The 17,686-nt window shown below is 47.9% G+C and carries 16 protein-coding genes and 9 tRNA genes; 6 read left to right on the top strand and 19 right to left on the bottom strand.

The annotated features are described in order from the left end of the window. Window positions 1-43: 43 nt before the first annotated feature. From MAQ5080_RS09900 to MAQ5080_RS09940, 9 genes are all read right to left on the bottom strand, one after another. Window positions 44-119: transfer RNA gene (locus tag MAQ5080_RS09900), tRNA-Glu, on the bottom strand. Between the two features lie 56 nt (window positions 120-175). Further along, window positions 176-250 (bottom strand) — tRNA-Gly (locus tag MAQ5080_RS09905). A gap of 33 nt (window positions 251-283) precedes the next feature. Continuing rightward, window positions 284-359: transfer RNA gene (locus MAQ5080_RS09910), tRNA-Glu, on the bottom strand. Window positions 360-404: 45 nt separating this feature from the next. Next, window positions 405-479 (bottom strand) — tRNA-Gly (locus MAQ5080_RS09915). A 33-nt stretch (window positions 480-512) separates the two neighbouring features. After that, window positions 513-588: transfer RNA gene (locus MAQ5080_RS09920), tRNA-Glu, on the bottom strand. 45 nt (window positions 589-633) lie between these two features. After that, window positions 634-708, bottom strand: a tRNA-Gly gene (locus MAQ5080_RS09925). A gap of 33 nt (window positions 709-741) precedes the next feature. Then, window positions 742-817, bottom strand: a tRNA-Glu gene (locus tag MAQ5080_RS09930). A 45-nt stretch (window positions 818-862) separates the two neighbouring features. Beyond that, window positions 863-937, bottom strand: a tRNA-Gly gene (locus MAQ5080_RS09935). 54 nt (window positions 938-991) lie between these two features. After that, window positions 992-1,067 (bottom strand) — tRNA-Glu (locus MAQ5080_RS09940). A 137-nt stretch (window positions 1,068-1,204) separates the two neighbouring features. Between MAQ5080_RS09940 and MAQ5080_RS09945 the strand changes: the two genes are divergently transcribed. Continuing rightward, on the top strand, window positions 1,205-1,774 hold the full coding sequence (locus tag MAQ5080_RS09945) for a YajG family lipoprotein (protein WP_197464601.1): 570 nt from the start codon (window positions 1,205-1,207) through the stop codon (window positions 1,772-1,774). Window positions 1,775-1,844: 70 nt separating this feature from the next. On the opposite strand, the gene msrB is transcribed toward MAQ5080_RS09945, so the two are convergent. Then, complete coding sequence (msrB, locus tag MAQ5080_RS09950) at window positions 1,845-2,258, bottom strand: peptide-methionine (R)-S-oxide reductase MsrB (RefSeq protein WP_067209382.1); 414 nt, start codon at window positions 2,256-2,258, stop codon at window positions 1,845-1,847. Window positions 2,259-2,324: 66 nt separating this feature from the next. Here msrB and MAQ5080_RS09955 point away from each other — a divergent pair, with 66 nt between their 5' ends. After that, window positions 2,325-3,539 carry a pyridoxal phosphate-dependent aminotransferase gene (locus tag MAQ5080_RS09955; protein WP_156496560.1) on the top strand — a complete coding sequence of 405 codons (1,215 nt, stop codon included), beginning with the start codon at window positions 2,325-2,327 and terminating at the stop codon, window positions 3,537-3,539. Between the two features lie 70 nt (window positions 3,540-3,609). Further along, window positions 3,610-4,494: a protease HtpX gene (htpX, locus tag MAQ5080_RS09960; protein WP_067209389.1), complete on the top strand. Its 885-nt coding sequence runs from the start codon at window positions 3,610-3,612 to the stop codon at window positions 4,492-4,494. Window positions 4,495-4,562: 68 nt separating this feature from the next. On the opposite strand, the gene MAQ5080_RS09965 is transcribed toward htpX, so the two are convergent. From MAQ5080_RS09965 to gcvT, 4 genes are read right to left on the bottom strand one after another with little or no spacing between them, the layout of a single operon-like run. After that, window positions 4,563-5,282, bottom strand: coding sequence for a flagellar brake protein (locus MAQ5080_RS09965; protein ID WP_067209393.1), 720 nt, complete (start codon window positions 5,280-5,282; stop codon window positions 4,563-4,565). Between the two features lie 8 nt (window positions 5,283-5,290). After that, complete coding sequence (locus MAQ5080_RS09970) at window positions 5,291-6,424, bottom strand: 4-phosphoerythronate dehydrogenase (protein WP_067209396.1); 1,134 nt, start codon at window positions 6,422-6,424, stop codon at window positions 5,291-5,293. Then, complete coding sequence (locus MAQ5080_RS09975) at window positions 6,405-6,947, bottom strand: elongation factor P hydroxylase (RefSeq protein ID WP_067209399.1); 543 nt, start codon at window positions 6,945-6,947, stop codon at window positions 6,405-6,407. The genes MAQ5080_RS09970 and MAQ5080_RS09975 overlap by 20 nt, the downstream gene beginning before the upstream one ends. Before the next feature lie 59 nt (window positions 6,948-7,006). After that, a complete protein-coding gene (gene gcvT / locus MAQ5080_RS09980; protein WP_067209401.1) occupies window positions 7,007-8,101 on the bottom strand; it encodes a glycine cleavage system aminomethyltransferase GcvT in 1,095 nt (364 codons plus the stop codon). 399 nt (window positions 8,102-8,500) lie between these two features. Here gcvT and glyA point away from each other — a divergent pair, with 399 nt between their 5' ends. The 3 genes from glyA (at window position 8,501) to gcvP (ending at window position 13,155) form a co-directional block, all read left to right on the top strand. Then, complete coding sequence (gene glyA / locus MAQ5080_RS09985; RefSeq protein ID WP_067209404.1) at window positions 8,501-9,778, top strand: serine hydroxymethyltransferase; 1,278 nt, start codon at window positions 8,501-8,503, stop codon at window positions 9,776-9,778. 52 nt (window positions 9,779-9,830) lie between these two features. Further along, on the top strand, window positions 9,831-10,214 hold the full coding sequence (gene gcvH, locus MAQ5080_RS09990) for a glycine cleavage system protein GcvH (RefSeq protein WP_067209407.1): 384 nt from the start codon (window positions 9,831-9,833) through the stop codon (window positions 10,212-10,214). A gap of 82 nt (window positions 10,215-10,296) precedes the next feature. Then, the gene (gene gcvP / locus MAQ5080_RS09995; RefSeq protein WP_067209408.1) at window positions 10,297-13,155 is read left to right on the top strand and encodes an aminomethyl-transferring glycine dehydrogenase; all 2,859 of its coding nucleotides are present in this window, start codon (window positions 10,297-10,299) and stop codon (window positions 13,153-13,155) included. 707 nt (window positions 13,156-13,862) lie between these two features. Here gcvP and MAQ5080_RS10000 read toward each other — a convergent pair. The 5 genes from MAQ5080_RS10000 to MAQ5080_RS10020 all read right to left on the bottom strand — a co-directional run bounded on the left by MAQ5080_RS10000 (window position 13,863) and on the right by MAQ5080_RS10020 (window position 17,672). Next, on the bottom strand, window positions 13,863-14,663 hold the full coding sequence (locus tag MAQ5080_RS10000) for a hypothetical protein (protein ID WP_156496561.1): 801 nt from the start codon (window positions 14,661-14,663) through the stop codon (window positions 13,863-13,865). A 104-nt stretch (window positions 14,664-14,767) separates the two neighbouring features. Next, window positions 14,768-15,250: a nuclear transport factor 2 family protein gene (locus MAQ5080_RS10005; protein ID WP_156496562.1), complete on the bottom strand. Its 483-nt coding sequence runs from the start codon at window positions 15,248-15,250 to the stop codon at window positions 14,768-14,770. Between the two features lie 325 nt (window positions 15,251-15,575). Further along, complete coding sequence (sstT, locus tag MAQ5080_RS10010) at window positions 15,576-16,787, bottom strand: serine/threonine transporter SstT (protein WP_067209420.1); 1,212 nt, start codon at window positions 16,785-16,787, stop codon at window positions 15,576-15,578. 253 nt (window positions 16,788-17,040) lie between these two features. Continuing rightward, window positions 17,041-17,346 (bottom strand): STAS domain-containing protein, encoded by a 306-nt coding sequence (locus tag MAQ5080_RS10015; RefSeq protein ID WP_067209423.1) that lies wholly within the window; start codon window positions 17,344-17,346, stop codon window positions 17,041-17,043. Between the two features lie 20 nt (window positions 17,347-17,366). Further along, entirely contained in the window at window positions 17,367-17,672 is a 306-nt protein-coding gene (locus tag MAQ5080_RS10020) for a BolA family protein (RefSeq protein ID WP_067209425.1), read from the bottom strand. Window positions 17,673-17,686 lie beyond the last annotated feature (14 nt).

Here is a 17,686-nt window from a genome sequence, read left to right on the forward strand (position 1 = left end):
TAACACTAAGTTTTACAACCTACTTTCTTAAACTAGAAAGAGTTGGCGTCCCATAGGGGGTTCGAACCCCTGTTACCGCCGTGAAAGGGCGGTGTCCTAGGCCTCTAGACGAATGGGACACATCATTTGTTTCCGCAGAAACGCCCTCTTTCGAGGATTTCTCACAAGGAGAAAATGGAGCGGGAAACGAGGCTCGAACTCGCGACCCCAACCTTGGCAAGGTTGTGCTCTACCACTGAGCTATTCCCGCATATTGTCACGTTGTTTTACAACTACGTTAAGTTGGCGTCCCATAGGGGGTTCGAACCCCTGTTACCGCCGTGAAAGGGCGGTGTCCTAGGCCTCTAGACGAATGGGACACATCGTTTGCTTCCGTAGAAGCGCCCTCTTCTGTGAAGAGGAAATGGAGCGGGAAACGAGGCTCGAACTCGCGACCCCAACCTTGGCAAGGTTGTGCTCTACCACTGAGCTATTCCCGCATAACTACTTATGTTTTACACCTGTAAGTTAGGTGGCGTCCCATAGGGGGTTCGAACCCCTGTTACCGCCGTGAAAGGGCGGTGTCCTAGGCCTCTAGACGAATGGGACACATCATTTGTTTCCGTAGAAACGCCCTCTTCTATTAAGAGGAAATGGAGCGGGAAACGAGGCTCGAACTCGCGACCCCAACCTTGGCAAGGTTGTGCTCTACCACTGAGCTATTCCCGCATATTGTCACGTTGTTTTACAACTACGTTAAGTTGGCGTCCCATAGGGGGTTCGAACCCCTGTTACCGCCGTGAAAGGGCGGTGTCCTAGGCCTCTAGACGAATGGGACACATCGTTTGCTTCCGTAGAAGCGCCCTCTTCTGTGAAGAGGAAATGGAGCGGGAAACGAGGCTCGAACTCGCGACCCCAACCTTGGCAAGGTTGTGCTCTACCACTGAGCTATTCCCGCTTTAAGCTTTCACAAACATCAGCTAAGCTACTCTGGTTTTGCCAATCCGTAGATTGGCGTCCCATAGGGGGTTCGAACCCCTGTTACCGCCGTGAAAGGGCGGTGTCCTAGGCCTCTAGACGAATGGGACACTGTAGCGCCTTGCTGTGTAAGCGGGGGCGTATATTACTGTTACCAAACGGAAAATCAACAACTTTTTTTAAATATCTGTATTCTAAGCGAAAAAAAATGGCTTCCAGCACAAAAACCAATCAAGAGACACCCAACATGAGAACATTCTTACTAGGATCGGTTATTTTTGCAGCAGTTGCGCTACAGGGCTGCTCTACTACTCATACTATTAACATCGCCCCAACTGGCATGGCCGCCTCACAACAATATACCAACCAACAGCAAATTAATTACTCAGTTAAGCCTTTTGCCAGCAAAACCATAGGTGAAATTGAAACAGGCTTGCGTGAGCGTGCAAAAATCGTCATTGGCAATGACACTCGCGATGCATTAGACAGCTATATTGGTCAGAAATTGGAAGAATATGGCCTTACCCCAAACCGAGGAAACCAACCAGCAACGATTTTAATGTTCGACCTGACACAATTAAGCTACCAAACCCACACTATTGCTTTAAAGACTGAAGCAAAACTGGTGGCAGAACTTCAAGCAACGGTTGTTAAAGGTGAGCAACGCTACACTGCAAAGTTTAAATCAGAAAAGATCGATCAATATGGCACCCTACCAGATCGGGAAGCTGTTGAGCAGGAGATCAATAAGCTGTTAGGGAAAACGGTGGATCGAGCACTAAATGACGGCAAACTAATTCAGATGCTGAGCCACTAATAAGAAGGTTGAAGCAGCACTGACTATAAAGCTACTTATATAGTCAGTGCTTTACGATGTAGAAGTAAGACTAGTCCTTGGCTTTGAACGCCATTGAAGCTGAGTTAACACAGTAGCGAATCCCCGTTGGCTTAGGACCATCAGGAAACACATGCCCCAGATGGGCTTCACATTGGCTACAAACAATCTCAACGCGCTGCATGCGCCAAGAGTTGTCCTCTACCTCTTTAATGTTGTGTTTGTCGGCATCATAGAAGCTCGGCCAACCAGAACCAGAGTTGTATTTAGCATCTGAATCAAACAAGTGGGCGCCACAGCACACACAATAGTAGCTACCCTCTTCATAAAACTTATCATAACGACCAGTAAATGCTCGCTCAGTGCCTTTCTTGCGCACTATTTGATACACTTCTTCAGGCAGACGTTCTTTCCAATCTTCGTCGGTAAGTGCCTTGTATTGAGAAGTTTTTTGATCATCGCTCATAATGAAGACTCCGAATTAACGTCCCAGAATTATAACTGATTCCATCACTAGATATGAGGAAGCGTGGTGCAAATACGTAAATCTAACAAACTCGCTAATATTTGCTACGAAATTCGCGGGCCAGTTCTTAAAGAAGCCATGCGCATGGAAGATGAAGGCCACCGCATTCTTAAGCTGAACATTGGCAACCCAGCGCCATTTGGCTTTGAAGCACCGGACGAAATCCTTGTAGACGTTATCAAGAACCTACCTAACGCCCAAGGCTACTGCGAATCTAAAGGCTTATTCTCTGCCCGTAAAGCCGTGATGCAAAAATACCAAGCCCTAGGCATTCGCTCTGCTGACGTAGAAAACGTATGGATGGGCAACGGCGTCAGTGAACTAATCGTGATGGCCATGCAGGCACTGTTAAATGACGGTGACGAAATACTCATCCCAGCACCGGATTACCCACTATGGACCGCTGCAGCGACATTATCAGGCGGCTATGTACGTCATTACCTATGTGATGAAGCCGCTGGCTGGCAACCCGACATCGCCGATATCAAGTCTAAGATCACCAACAAAACCAAAGCCTTGGTTATTATCAACCCGAACAACCCAACGGGCGCGGTGTACTCTGAAGCAATCTTGAAAGAGTTGGTCGACCTAGCTGAGAAGCACGGTCTACTGCTTTTCTCTGACGAGATCTACGACAAGATTTTATATGATGGTGCGAAACACATCCCTACAGCGACATTAACAGAAGGTCGCGTGCCTTGTGTGACCTTTGGCGGCCTATCTAAGGTCTACCGTACCGCAGGTTTCCGCTCTGGCTGGATGATCATTACTGGCCCACGCTCTGGCATTGATGACTACATCTCTGGTATCGACATGCTAAGCTCTATGCGTCTGTGTGCCAATGTCCCCGCTCAACATGCCGTACAAACGGCGCTAGGTGGCTATCAAACCATTAATGAGCTGACTGCTCCCGGTGGTCGCCTTTATGAACAACGTAACTTAGCGTGGGAAATTCTGGAAAGCATCCCTGGTGTGTATTGTCACAAGCCTGAGGGCGCCATGTACTTATTCCCGCGCCTAGATCCTAAGATGTACAACATCAAAGACGATGTGGATGTGGCACTGCGCTTCTTAAAAGAAGAAAAGGTACTTCTTGTTCACGGCACTGGCTTTAACTGGCCGACCCCGGATCACTTGCGCATTGTCTTCCTACCCCATGTTGAAGAACTGCAACCCGCCATGGAGCGCTTTGCTAAGTTTTTATCACGCCTACGCAATTAATTCCTACTTGAAAAGGAACTAACTGCCCCTATGATGCTCCATAGTATTTTCACTCTGGAGCATCTCTAACATGCGTATATTGTTATTCCTTTTAACCAACATTGCGGTACTGGTTGTAGCCAGCATCGTGCTGAGCGTTTTAGGCGTTGAGCGCTACATCTCTGGTAGCGGCTTGAACTTAACTTCTCTATTGATCTTCTGTGCGGTATTTGGCTTCACAGGCAGCATCATCTCCCTATTACTCTCAAAGAAAATGGCTAAATGGGGCTCAAAAGCGCAAGTCATTGAGCAACCACGTAACCACAAAGAGCAATGGTTGCTAACAACAGTACAAGAACTCGCAAAAGAAGCCGGCATCAAGATGCCTGAAGTGGCGATCTTCCCGGCCCATGAAGCGAACGCATTCGCCACTGGCTGGAACAAGAATGACGCCCTAGTGGCCGTATCAAGCGGCATGCTAGATCGCTACCCACCGGATGAAATCCGTGCGGTCATGGCACACGAAATCGGTCACGTGGCAAACGGTGACATGGTAACCCTGTCGCTAATCCAAGGCGTTGTGAACACCTTTGTCATGTTCTTTGCCCGTATCGCGGGTTACGCCGTTGATCAATTCCTACGCCGTGATGACGAGGAAGGTGAAGGCTCTGTTGGCTGGGGTTACTACATCGCTACCATGGTGTTTGAAATCCTATTCGGCATCTTGGCAAGCATGATCGTGATGTGGTTCTCCCGTTACCGTGAATTCCGTGCCGACGAAGCCGGTGCACGCCTAGCAGGCAAAGGGGCGATGATTGCCGCTCTAGCACGCATCCAAAGCGAACATGAGATGTCTCATATGCCAGACAGCATGGTGGCATTCGGTATCCGCCGCGGCCGCAAATCAAGCTTTGGTGAGCTGTTCTCAAGCCACCCGCCGATCAATGATCGTATTGCCGCATTGCAGCAGCTGTAATTCGGAAACACTAGTTATTAAAAAAGGCCCGATTGGGCCTTTTTTTTATTGCTGCTAATTTTTGTCTTCTAGCGCTGTTTTTTCGAGATCGTATCGAGAATATAAGCCAACAGAGGAATCCCCTGCTCCTTTTCGACATCATTAAACTTAATGCCGTAGACATACATGTACTCAACCCCCATGCGGGACAAGAAAGCATTATCAGCAATCGTTGATTGCAATTGCTCAAGCATTTGAATCTCTTGATTACGTATCTCACACTCCAGTTTTAGGATGTGCTTGAATTCGCCAATGACAAGATTCAAGGCGATGCGCATGGTTTGATTCACAAAACCAAAATCTTCTTTAGAAACGATTTTACAACCGCCGGTACTCAAGTCGATCACCACACCAGTAGAATGGGCTGCAATGGGCTGCGCACCAGAGGGCTCCAGTGAACAAATCAAGCGCGCTTCAACACGTACTGCCTGACGCACTTCAGAGGTTTCCACGTACTCAGGATAGGCAATGTGCAGATGCCCAGCTGGCTCTAAGTAGCTTTTCGCCACTTTTGAAGAAAAGGCACACACATTGGTCGCCGACATCAAACGCACATTGACCACCTGGCTATCACGCACGATGATATTTTTACCATTCACTCGAGGGCAGGAAACGATCAACGAGCGACCTGGAATGCGCCCTAGCACTTTCACTGTATAACGACCAGGAGGCGAAATAAACTCAACTTGGACGTTCGAGCCCATCGGCACCGACACATCACTGAAATCTATCTGTTTAACTTCCGCCATCTCAACTCCTAGTGGCTGTGCTGAAGAAACCCTAACGCCTCAAATTCATGGGCAAACTTAGTATGCTTTACCATTGTTGTATTGAATTCATCGCGCTCAACGTAATTTTTACGCAACCAGTCAAAGCCCTTATCCGTAACAAAGCTCGACATCACATGCTTGAAGCGCGCACTGTCCCGAGCGACGTCAAAACAAGCTTGAATAGCACGGGCCAGCGTTTCGTCACGATCTAGCCCTGAATTCATTTTTATTTCACAAATACTACCCTGACTGATCGCATCCGCAAAGCTACTTTTTGTCGCAATATCAAAGAATTGACACAAAGACTGGTAAATATACCAAGTGCCCTTCTCGCGCCCCTGCTTACTGTAACCAGCAATGTGCGGTGTGGCGATATCACATAATGCCGCCAGCTCCATATTCGGGTGCGGCTCACCTAACCAAACATCCAAGGCCAAGTTAAGCTGTCCTTCAAGGACATGAAACTGCTTAATCAATGCATGCTCATTGATCACACCGCCACGGCCTGCTGAAACAATGGTTTGACCCGCCTTCAACTTAGCCACGTATTCGTCATTGATCATATCAAAGCTTGGATAAGGGCCAGTTTTGGTCAGCGGCGCATGCAAACAGATCACATCGGAATCCATCACATCTTTTAGCGATGTCAGGGTCACACCCGGCACACTCTTTTGCAAGAATGGGTCGTAGGCAACCACCTCACAGCCAAGCGCCACAAAACGCGCCGCCACACAGCGCCCCACGTTACCCTGTCCAACCACACCAATGCGAGCACCTAACCAGCGCACACCCTTGGTCATATATAAGTAGGACAAAGCACTGAAAACATAATCTGCCACGGCGTCCGCATTACAGCCTGGCGCACTGTTAAAGCCAATTCCTTGAGCCGTCAAATACTCCGTATCAATATGGTCCGTACCAATGGTGGCACTACCAACATACTTGACCGGTGTGCCACTTAGCAATGCCTCGTTCACTTTCGTCACTGAGCGTACCAACAATACATCGGCATCCAGCAACTGTTCCGCACTCAGCGTACGACCATTTACAAGTGTGACCTCCCCTAGATCACTGAACAAATCGACAACATTTGGCATGTTCTCATCGGCAATAATTTTCATGACACTCTCTTAGATGGGATAACAAACTTGCTGCGGGAGCTTGGTAATGATTCACATAAAGCGCTGTAGCGTAGGCCAACACACGCTCAGGTATACCGTTTTCAATTAATTCTAGCGCACGTTGAAGCACAGCGTTTCTAAAGGGCGAGGCATCATAATCGGGCAAAGCCAAATTATCGACACTGACATCAAAGCGCATGCCACAGGACCAATGCAATAAACACTCGTAGGCCTGCGGCTGTACTTCAAATTTCTCAAACTCTTTTTGCTGCTCTAGACTGCGACCGTCTTCAGCATACCAATAACCAAAGTCGTCTTGTTGGCGTCGCTGTGGACCAGCAACGCACCAATGACTCACCTCGTGTAGAGCACTCGAAGGATAATCATAGCGATATTGGATTTGACTGATACCTTGCGGGTCTTGCGCTAAATAGAATGGCTCTTCAAAGCCACCTTTTAAAACGGTGTTATAAGCAGAAAAAAAGACGTCGTGAAACGTCTTTTCTAAAAATCTTGCGTTCACATTCTCTCTCTAAGTCTAAGCCCCCGTACCCATACGACGGCTTAGGCATGGACTATGAATTAGCCACGGTAGTAACGTGATGGGAAGAAAGGCATTTTCGCTGGAGTAAGTGGGATAAGTTTACCACGTAATGAAGCGAAAAGCGGCTGATCCATTGCAGCAGTTTGGACATAGGCCATGACAATGGGTTTTTCCAAAGAAGGTGCAAAACCGCCACTGGTGACCGTACCGACCAATTGACCATCTTCCGTTACAACTTCTACGCCTTCACGTACTGGCGCTTTACCTTCGACGATAAAGCCAACGCGCTTGCGAGATACACCTTCAGCGAAGTTAGCCAGAACGACGTCTGCGCCCACGAAGTTACCTTCGCGCTCACCGCCTGCACGACGAACTTTTTGAATCGCCCATGTGATTGATGCTTCAACTGGCGTTGTCGATTGGTCAAGATCGTGACCGTATAGACACAGACCTGCTTCAAGACGTAGCGAGTCACGCGCACCAAGACCGATCCACTCCACTTCTTCTTGTGCCGTTAGTGCCGTACAGAAGGCTTCCGCTGATTCGTTTGGCACAGAGATTTCGTAACCGTCTTCACCTGTGTAACCAGAACAGCTTACCCATAGCTCAACGCCATTCCATTCAAGCTTGGTAGATTGCATGAATAGCAGATCTTTTAGTTCAGGAAGTAAACGTGCAGCCGCCTCACGTGCTTTAGGACCTTGCAATGCCACCAAGGCACGATCTACGACTTCAACTTTAGACGTCGGCAGGTTTGTTGTTAGGTGGGCAACGTCTTGCTCTTTACAGGCAGCATTCACCACCATGTAGATTTCTTCGTCACCCCAGTTAGTGAACATAAGGTCATCAGAGATGCCGCCGTTCGCGGTGGTAAAAATACCGTAACGCTGATGATTGACTTCCAAGCCTTTAACATCAACTGGTAACAGCTTCTCTAGCTCGTCTTTCACATTTGCGCCAGTTAGAATAACTTGACCCATGTGTGAAACGTCAAATAGACCCGCCGCTTCACGCGTCCATAGGTGCTCTTTTTTCACCCCCATTGGATATTGCACTGGCATCTCGTAGCCAGCAAATTCGACCATGCGCGCGCCGGCATCAACATGTGCTTGGTATAAAGGAGTACGTTTCATGAGCACCTCTGGTTAACATTAAATCAAAATGGGATGTTTCGGGATGTTTCCAATCGGAAACAAAGTATCTTCGTTAATTTAACTCATTGCAACTATATGATGGTGGAAGCCAGAGAATTTGCGCAATGCTTTAGGGTCTATACGATATAGACAAGATAATTGACCGAAGAGTCGATTTTTCCTTTTGCGACATTTTTGTCTAAACTTGATATTTTGTTTTCGTAGACGTGTTTCCAATCGGAAACTTTTTGTTTATGATGCCAGAATCTCATAACAATGCAGATGATTAGTACGAAAGGTGAGATGATCTTTTTTCACGTCATTTAACTGTACAAATGATAGAATTAAGCTCGTTTCTTTGTGTCATCGACATGAATTTCAATCAAGAGGATCTCAAAAATGGCTAACACTGAAGCCTTTTTCAGCCAAGCGCTTAAAGACCGTGATGCTGAGCTATACGCTACAATTACTGAAGAGCAACACCGTCAAGAAACTGGTATCGAGCTTATCGCTTCTGAAAACATCGTTTCTAAAGCAGTAATCGAAGCTCAAGGCTCTGTACTGACTAACAAGTACGCGGAAGGCTACCCAGAAAAACGCTACTACGGTGGCTGTGAAGCAGTTGACGTAACTGAGCAACTAGCAATCGATCGTGCTAAGCAACTTTTCGGTTGTGACTTCGTAAACGTTCAACCACACTCTGGTGCGCAAGCAAACGGTGCTGTATTCCTAGCACTTCTACAACCAGGCGACACTATCATGGGTATGTCACTGTCTTCTGGCGGTCACTTGACTCACGGTGCAGCTCCAGCTCAGTCTGGCAAATGGTTCAACGCTGTTCAGTACGAAGTTAGCCCAGAAACTCTATTGATCGATTACGATGCACTAGAAGCTAAAGCTGTTGAATGCCAACCTAAGCTAATCATCGCTGGTGGTTCTGCAATTCCACGTCAAATCGACTTCGCACGTTTCCGCGAAATCGCTGACAAAGTTGGCGCATACCTAATGGTTGACATGGCGCACATCGCAGGTCTAGTTGCGACTGGCGTTCACCCATCTCCATTCGGTCACGCACACGTTGTAACAACTACAACTCACAAAACTCTACGTGGCCCACGTGGCGGTATGATCCTAACTAACGATGAAGCCATCGCTAAGAAGATCAACTCTGCTGTATTCCCTGGTTACCAAGGTGGCCCACTAATGCACGTTATCGCTGGTAAAGCGGTTGCATTCGGTGAAGCTCTTAAACCAGAATTCAAAGAGTACATCCAACAAGTAGTTGCTAACGCTAAAGCTCTAGCGGAAGTAATGGTTGAGCGTGGTTGTGACATCGTAACTGGTGGTACTGACACTCACCTAATGCTTGTAGACCTACGTCCTAAAGGTCTTAAAGGTAATGCTGCAGACGCTGCTCTAGAGCGCGCTGGCATCACTTGTAACAAGAACGGTATCCCGTTTGACACTGAAAAACCAATGGTAACTTCTGGTATCCGTCTAGGTACTCCAGCAGCGACTTCTCGTGGTTTCGGTGAAGAAGAATTCCGTAAAGTTGGTCACCTAATCAGTGACGTTCTAGACGGTCTAGTAGCAATGCCAGAAGGCAACCCAGAAGTAGAAGCTCGCGTAAAAGCAGAAGTACAAGAGCTTTGCGCACGCTTCCCTCTATACCGCTAATTCGCTCTCGCCCGAGGTGATCCCTCGGGCAACATAAATAGGAAAGATCGCCATGAGCAACATTCCATCAAACTTGAAATATGCAGACTCACACGAATGGGTTCTAGACAACGGTGACGGCACTGTAACAGTGGGCATCACAGATCACGCTCAAGAACTATTGGGTGACGTTGTTTACGTAGAACTTCCAGAAGTGGGTGCTGAAACGACTGCTGCAGAGCAATTCTCACTAGTAGAATCTGTGAAAGCCGCTTCAGATATCTATGCACCAGTATCCGGTGAAGTAGTTGAAGTTAACGAAGCACTGGATGATTCTCCAGAGCTGATTAACGAATCTCCTTTCGGTGATGCATGGATTGCAAAAATCAAGCTTAGCGATCCTAGCGAACTAGACAAGCTATTGGACGCAGACGCGTACGCTAGCTCTATCGAGTAATCGATACCCAACACCCCTCACCCATGAGGGGTGTTTTACTTTCCCCATTTATCTTGCAATTTCTTTTATAGGTGACTTTACCATGACTTCGTGTATCCGCGATTTGCTAGGCAAAGACGAATTCATTGCACGCCACATCGGTCCTGATGTGAACGAACAATCATCGATGCTCAGCGCTCTTGGCTTTGACTCTTTAGACCACTTGATCGAGAACACTATTCCAAACGCCATTCGCTTGGCCAACCTCGACATGTCTAAGCAGCCCGTTAGCGAAAACGAAGCTCTATCGCAACTAAAAGAAATTGCAGGTCGCAACAAGGTAGCACGTAGCTACATCGGTATGGGCTACCACGATACATTCGTGCCAACGCCGATCCTGCGCAACCTGCTAGAAAACCCAGGCTGGTACACTGCGTACACGCCTTACCAACCAGAAATCTCTCAAGGTCGTTTGGAAGCTTTGTTGAACTTCCAACAAGTGATCATTGATTTGACTGGCATGGAAATCTCTAACGCTTCGCTACTAGACGAAGCGACTGCCGCTGCAGAAGCCATGACGCTGATGCAACGTTCAAGCAAGAAAAAAGTTAACAGCGTATTTGTTGCAAGCAACGTACTGCCACAAACCATCGACGTTGTAAAAACTCGTGCTGAACTACTGGAGTTTGAAGTCATCGTAGACGATCTAGAAAACCTAGGTAACTACGACGTATTCGGCGTAATCGTGCAATACCCAGGCATCGACGGCGTTGTAAGCGATCTGACAGACGCCATCGCTCAGGCGCACGAACAAGGTGCATTAGTCACGACTGCGGTTGACCTACTGTCTCTAGTACTACTGAAATCCCCTGCTGATATGGGCGCTGACATCGTTGTCGGTAGCGCACAGCGTTTCGGTGTACCAATGGGCTTTGGTGGTCCACACGCAGCATTCCTTGCAACCAAAGACAAATTCAAACGCTCTATGCCTGGTCGTGTTATCGGTGTGTCAAAAGACAGCCACGGCAAACCAGCACTGCGTATGGCGATGCAAACCCGTGAGCAGCACATCCGTCGCGAGAAAGCGACGTCCAACATCTGTACTGCCCAAGCACTACTAGCGATGATGGCGGGCTTCTACGCGGTTTACCACGGCCCTAAAGGCCTGAAGAAAATTGCTTCTCGTGTAGCTGGCTTCACTAATATCTTCGCCAAAGCCCTACAAGGCTCTTTCTCTTACAACGGCACTTACTTCGACACATTAGTCGTTAAGACGCTAGATAAGACTGAAGAGATCTTCAAGAGTGCTGCAGACAAAGGCATCAACCTTTACCACGTGAGCAGCACTGAGCTATCACTGTCGTTCAGTGAAACTAGCACCATCGAAGATCTGTACAACCTAGCAAGCAGCTTCGGCGTTGAACTGACTGACGACATGCTAGCAGCAGAAGTTGGCTTCGGGATCGAAGACAGCATGCTACGTACTGACGACATCCTAACGCACCCAGTGTTCAACTCGCACCACAGCGAAACTGAACTAATGCGTTACCTACGTCAGCTAGAAGTAAAAGACATTGCACTGAACCAAAGCATGATCCCACTAGGCTCATGTACGATGAAGCTTAACTCTGCATCAGAAATGATCCCTGTCACTTGGGAAGAGTTCGGTCGCATCCACCCATTCGCACCAAAAGCACAAGTAACAGGTTACCAAGCACTGCTTAACGACCTGATTGCCATGCTGTCTAAAGCGACGGGCTACGATACTATTTCTTTGCAGCCAAACTCTGGTGCGCAAGGTGAATACGCAGGCCTAATCGCGATCAAGAAATACCATGAATCTCGTGGCGACGATCAGCGTAACATCTGTCTAATCCCAAGTTCTGCACACGGTACCAACCCTGCTTCTGCAGCGCTAGCGGGCATGAAAGTTGTGATCGTTAAATGTGACGAGAACGGCAACATCGACGTAGCAGACCTAAAAGAGAAGGCTGAGAAGCACTCTGAAAACCTTGGCTGTATCATGGTGACTTACCCATCAACTCACGGTGTGTTCGAAGAGCAAATCCGTGAAGTATGTGACATCGTGCATGACCACGGCGGCCAGGTTTACATCGACGGCGCGAACTTGAACGCACTTGTGGGTATCGCACCTCCAGGCAGCTTCGGCGGTGACGTATCGCACTTGAACCTACACAAAACATTCTGTATCCCACACGGTGGTGGCGGTCCAGGCATGGGTCCTATCGGTGTTAAATCACACCTAGCACCTTTCCTACCAGGTCACGCAGTGTCACCTGTGGTACAGAACGAAACGCAACACGGCGCCGTCTCTGCAGCGCCTTACGGTTCCGCAAGTATCCTTGTGATCACTTGGATGTACATCAAGATGATGGGCGATCGTGGTTTACGTGATGCAACGTTCAACGCAATCCTAAACGCGAACTACATCGCGAAGCGTCTAGGTGAGCACTACCCTGTTCTTTACACTGGCAAAAACGGCACAGTAGCGCACGAATGTATTATCGACATTCGTCCGATCAAAGCAGAATCTGGCGTTTCTGAAGAAGACATCGCTAAGCGTCTAATGGACTTCGGTTTCCACGCGCCAACCATGTCATTCCCAGTAGCCGGCACGCTAATGATCGAGCCGACTGAGTCTGAAAACCGCGAAGAACTAGATCGTTTCTGTGATGCCATGATCCAGATCCGAAACGAAATCGCGAAGGTTCAAGCAGGTGAATGGCCACTAGAGGACAACCCACTAGTGAACGCACCACACACAGCAGCGTCGCTACTAAACGCTGACTGGGCACACGCTTACACTCGTGAAGACGCCGCTTACCCACTACCATGGATTGCTGCTCGCAAATACTGGCCACCAGTGGGCCGTATAGACAACGTTTACGGCGACCGTAACTTGTTCTGTGAGTGTCTACCAGTAGAAAGCTACCAAGACTAATCAACGATTAGTTTAGACATCAAAAAGGCGAATCCTCGGATTCGCCTTTTTTTGTTTCTGCTATGCACAACCAATTGTAGAACCTCGCTGTGCAAGGTAAATGCTCCTATGTAAGAGCGGGTTGTACCTCGGGATTGAAGTATCGCCTCCCCGGACGGAGCCGGGTCGTACGAGCGGACTCCGTTCCGCGACCAGCTTTTGTGAGAGGGGTATTTTCCCCCGATTACTTGTTGTAGGACCTCGCTGCGCGAGGGAAATGCTTCTATGTACGAGTGGGTCGTACCCCGCGATTGAAGTATCGCTTCCCCGGACGGAGCCGGGTCGTACGAGCGGGTTGTATCCCGCGATGAAAGCCATGCTTCCCCAAACGGAGCCGGGTCGTACGAGCGGGTTGTATCCCGCGATGAAAGCCATGCTTCCCCGAACGGAGTCGGGTCGTACAAGCGGGTTGTACCCCGCGATTGAAGTATCGCTTCCCCGGACGGAGCCGGGTCGTACGAGCGGACTCAATTCCGCGACCAGCTTTTGTTGGAGGGGTATTTTACCCCGTGTACGAGCGGGTTACATCCCGCGATGAGAGCACCGCTTCCCCGAACGGAGCCGGGTCGCACGAGCGGACTCCGTTCCGCAATCAACCCTTATGAGAAAGGTATCTCACCCGACTATCTCAGAAACATTAAACCGAGTAGCGTTACTAAGCAGTCACCCTACCTCTCCTCATCACCCACAGATAGCGTATTCTTTAAATACTCCTCAAAAAACGATCCCGACTCTGATTCCGACGTTTTAAACAGCATTTCAAAGAAAGATTCCATGTCCGCTTCTGGCTCCGTTTCGGGTTTACGCCCTTCTGCCTTGGCATAGGCGATATTGCGCACCATTTCATGCCGCCATGAGCCTGGTATCTGAGCCTCTTCAATTGGCGGCAGGTTGTCATAGTGATCCATTATTCCTTGCAGAGCTTCACTGGTATCACCGTTTCTTTGTCGCCATTGCCAAGCTTGCTCAGCAACAGCTTTTGACCGCCAAGCATAATCTTGATCATTTTGTTCCGATAAAGCCGCTCGCCTTTCATTGGTCGTAAAGGTACCGCTTTCATCGTAGATGATTAGCGTAAGATGGTCCGGAGCGAACCCTCTGAAAGGATTCGTTCCTCGGTCATTCAAAAATTGAGTCGCTTGTTCAGCACGCTTGAGATGAGCAGGATCGTTTGTGCTTGGTACTTCTGCATCATACCTAGGCTTATTGCGAACAAGGTTTTGCCCATAAAACTGACTTTTAATGGCTTTTGCTTTATCCGCTAGCTCTTGTTTAGTCAGGCTAGCGTCCCGAACATCTGCCCGAATTTGTGCCTCATGCAGCTGCTGTGCAAGGGTGGAAATTTTACTGCTGGATGAGCTCTGCACTTCTGATGAGGCAACAGTCTCTGTGGCGCTATTGCTCGGCTTGTTCGCTAAACCGGCACCCTTGATAATGCTTTGCGAAATGCGGCTAATTTCATTGATCACAACTCCCTCCATGAAAGTAAACGTTATCCTTAACGAGCAATACTATTTACTCAAGAGGTAGGACAATGTTCACATTGCCCCACCCAATGAAATCGTAAACACCACTATTTCAACGCCGGATCCCAGTGCTCGGCGATCTTGCCATCTTCAATCCGGAACATATCAAACCAAGTCGTGGTGTAGGTCTTACTCGCATCATTTGGATCTTGATGCTCACGGGCAAAGCTTAGAACCACCATATCGCGTTCAGCAACGATGGATACCAGAGGCGCAATAATTTCATCTTGGATCGGTTTTGGTTGGCTAAATTGGCCGAAGAATTCAACAAAGGCGGCACGGCCCGTTGGCACTTTCGGGTTATGTTGGATGTAGCTTTCCGTGAGGTATTGATCGGCTTTGTCTAGGTGTCCACCTTCGAAGACTTCACGCCAGAAGTCGTAAACAAGCTTTTTATTGGCTTCCAGCTGTGGGCTATCGCTGACTAGAAGCGCTTGTTGATCCGGTGCTGGAGTGACCGGTATTTGCGCGTAGGTCAAAGGTAGGGTTAAAGCAGTTAGCGTCAATAATACTTTTACAGTCCGTTTCATCCTAATCTCCTTTTAAGGTATGACTGCATTTTAAGCACAAATGCCTTAATAAAACGACCTTTTGCCATGAAATACCGATTAGTTCCTATAAATGCTTTTAGCTTTAAAACTTTTTTGTCGGGGTAAGATAACCCTCCTACACCCCATCAGATCAAGCATTAATTTACATGAGGCTCAGCTCGACGATCTTATTAGCAATTTGCCATGCGTTTGATTTGCGCTGACGCGTCGAGGTACGAGACATTGCGCAAGCAAATTGAATTGCATGGCAATGTGCATCCTTTATAAGCGAGCCGAAGCTCGCTTTTAAAGGATGTGTGATTAATTAGGATTTACGACACGCCGCAGCAGTGAAGATCACGTCTGTAGAGCTGTTCAACGCTGTCTCGGCAGAGTCCTGCACCACACCGATGATAAAGCCCACTGCCACCACTTGCATGGCAATCTCATTGGGGATATTGAACAGACTACAAGCCAATGGAATCAGTAGCAAAGAGCCACCGGCTACCCCCGAACTACCGCCCGCTGATACCGCAGCGATCACACTCAGTAGGATCGCTGTTGGGAAATCTACAGGGATATTGAGCGTGTTGACCGCTGCTAGAGTGAGCACGGTAATGGTGATCGCTGCACCAGCCATATTGATGGTGGCCCCTAAAGGAATTGAGACAGAATAAGTATCTTCGTCCAACTCCAGCTTTTCACATAAGGCCATGTTGACTGGAATATTCGCCGCAGAACTACGGGTAAAGAAGGCTGTAATACCGCTGGTCTTTAGGCATTGAAACACTAATGGATAAGGGTTTTGCCGTGTTGTTAAGAACACTAACAATGGGTTACTGACTAGCGCGATAAACAGCATTGAGCCAATCAATACCATTAATAAATGTGAGTAGCTGAGTAAGGCGTCAAAACCAGTTGTAGCGATGGTATTCGCGACTAAACCAAAGATACCAAAAGGCGCTAAACGGATGACAAAACCGACCACAGTGGTGATGGCGTCCGCTAGGTTTTGCATCAAGACTTTGGTGGTCTCATTGGCATGGCGTAAACCAATACCGATAAAGGCGGCCCAGGTTAGGATGCCGATGTAATTGCCGGTAACGATGGCGTTTAGAGGATTATCCACCATATTAAACACCAGACTGTGCAGGACTTCACCAATGCCTTTTGGGGCGGAACGGCTAATGTCCGTTGCGATCAAGTTTAGCTCACTGGGAAAAGCAAAACTAAACATCACTGCGGTCACCGCTGCGATAAGCGTACCGATCAGATACAGTACTAGCACAGGCTTGATGTGGGTTTGTTGGTTTTTCTTGTGGTTCGCGATGGATGCCACAACTAAGACAAAGACTAGAACAGGCGCAATTCCTTTTAGAGCCTTTACGAAAAAGTCTCCGAGTATGCCAGCCGATTGACCGACACTGGGCGCTACATAGGAAAGCGCCAAACCGCAGATAATGCCAACAATAATTTGCAACACAAGGCTGCCATTCATGTAACGCTGAAACAGCGTTGGAGTCGTGCTTAAAGCCATGAAGAGTGTCCATCAATTTTTGATGGTGCACCTTAAAACATCAACAGACAGAATTGAACCATTTGGATAAGATTTTAGTAAATAATCCGAGGATTTTAGGGGGAATACTAGTTAAACCCTCTAACAACCCAAATATCTCTAGCATGTACAACTATTGAACAGTTTATTTTTAAACCAATCACATTTCTGTTGGTATAAAAAAAGCCAAACTCAAAGAGTTTGGCTTTTTAAGCTGGTTTGTGCAGTCAGCAAACTAAGCAATGGTAAAGCGCTTATCAAAGCGTGAGATCATCAGGATATTGCGAATAAAGCCATTCGCCCCTTCAATCTTAATCTCTGCGTTGTCACCCAGCGCAGACTTCATGCTTAACAACATACCTAACGCCGCACTGTCTAGGTACTCAACACTTTCTATATTGATGATAAAGTTTTCATACTCACCACCTACATAGGCTTCATAAGCGCTGCGAAAATCGTTGAACAGTGAGAAGTCAAAGCTACCTAGCACCGCTATTTCGACGATTCCTTGGCTTTTATGTTCGGTAACAGAAATACTCATATCTTCCCTGCCTCAGACGTCTAGCGGCTACCACCCATACAATCTGGCGATTGTGGTGCCTCAAAGCGACGTGCTTCCCATTCTTCATCTGTATATAAGTGTAGCGCCAATGCGTGAATTTTCTGCATTTGATCCGTCAAGGCGCCGTACACCAATTGATGACGCTGTACCGGACGCTTACCTTCAAAGGCGTTACTCACCAAGGTCAGCTTAAAATGTGACTCTGGGTTATTACCACTGTGCATGTGGCTTTCGTTTTCCAGCTCGATATGTTGAACATTAAACGCTCGCTGAATGGTGTCTCGAATTTCGTTTTCAATAATCATACTGCCCTCGCGAT

It is taken from the genome of Marinomonas aquimarina, assembly GCF_900089755.1.
Classification (GTDB): Bacteria; Pseudomonadota; Gammaproteobacteria; order Pseudomonadales; family Marinomonadaceae; genus Marinomonas; species Marinomonas aquimarina.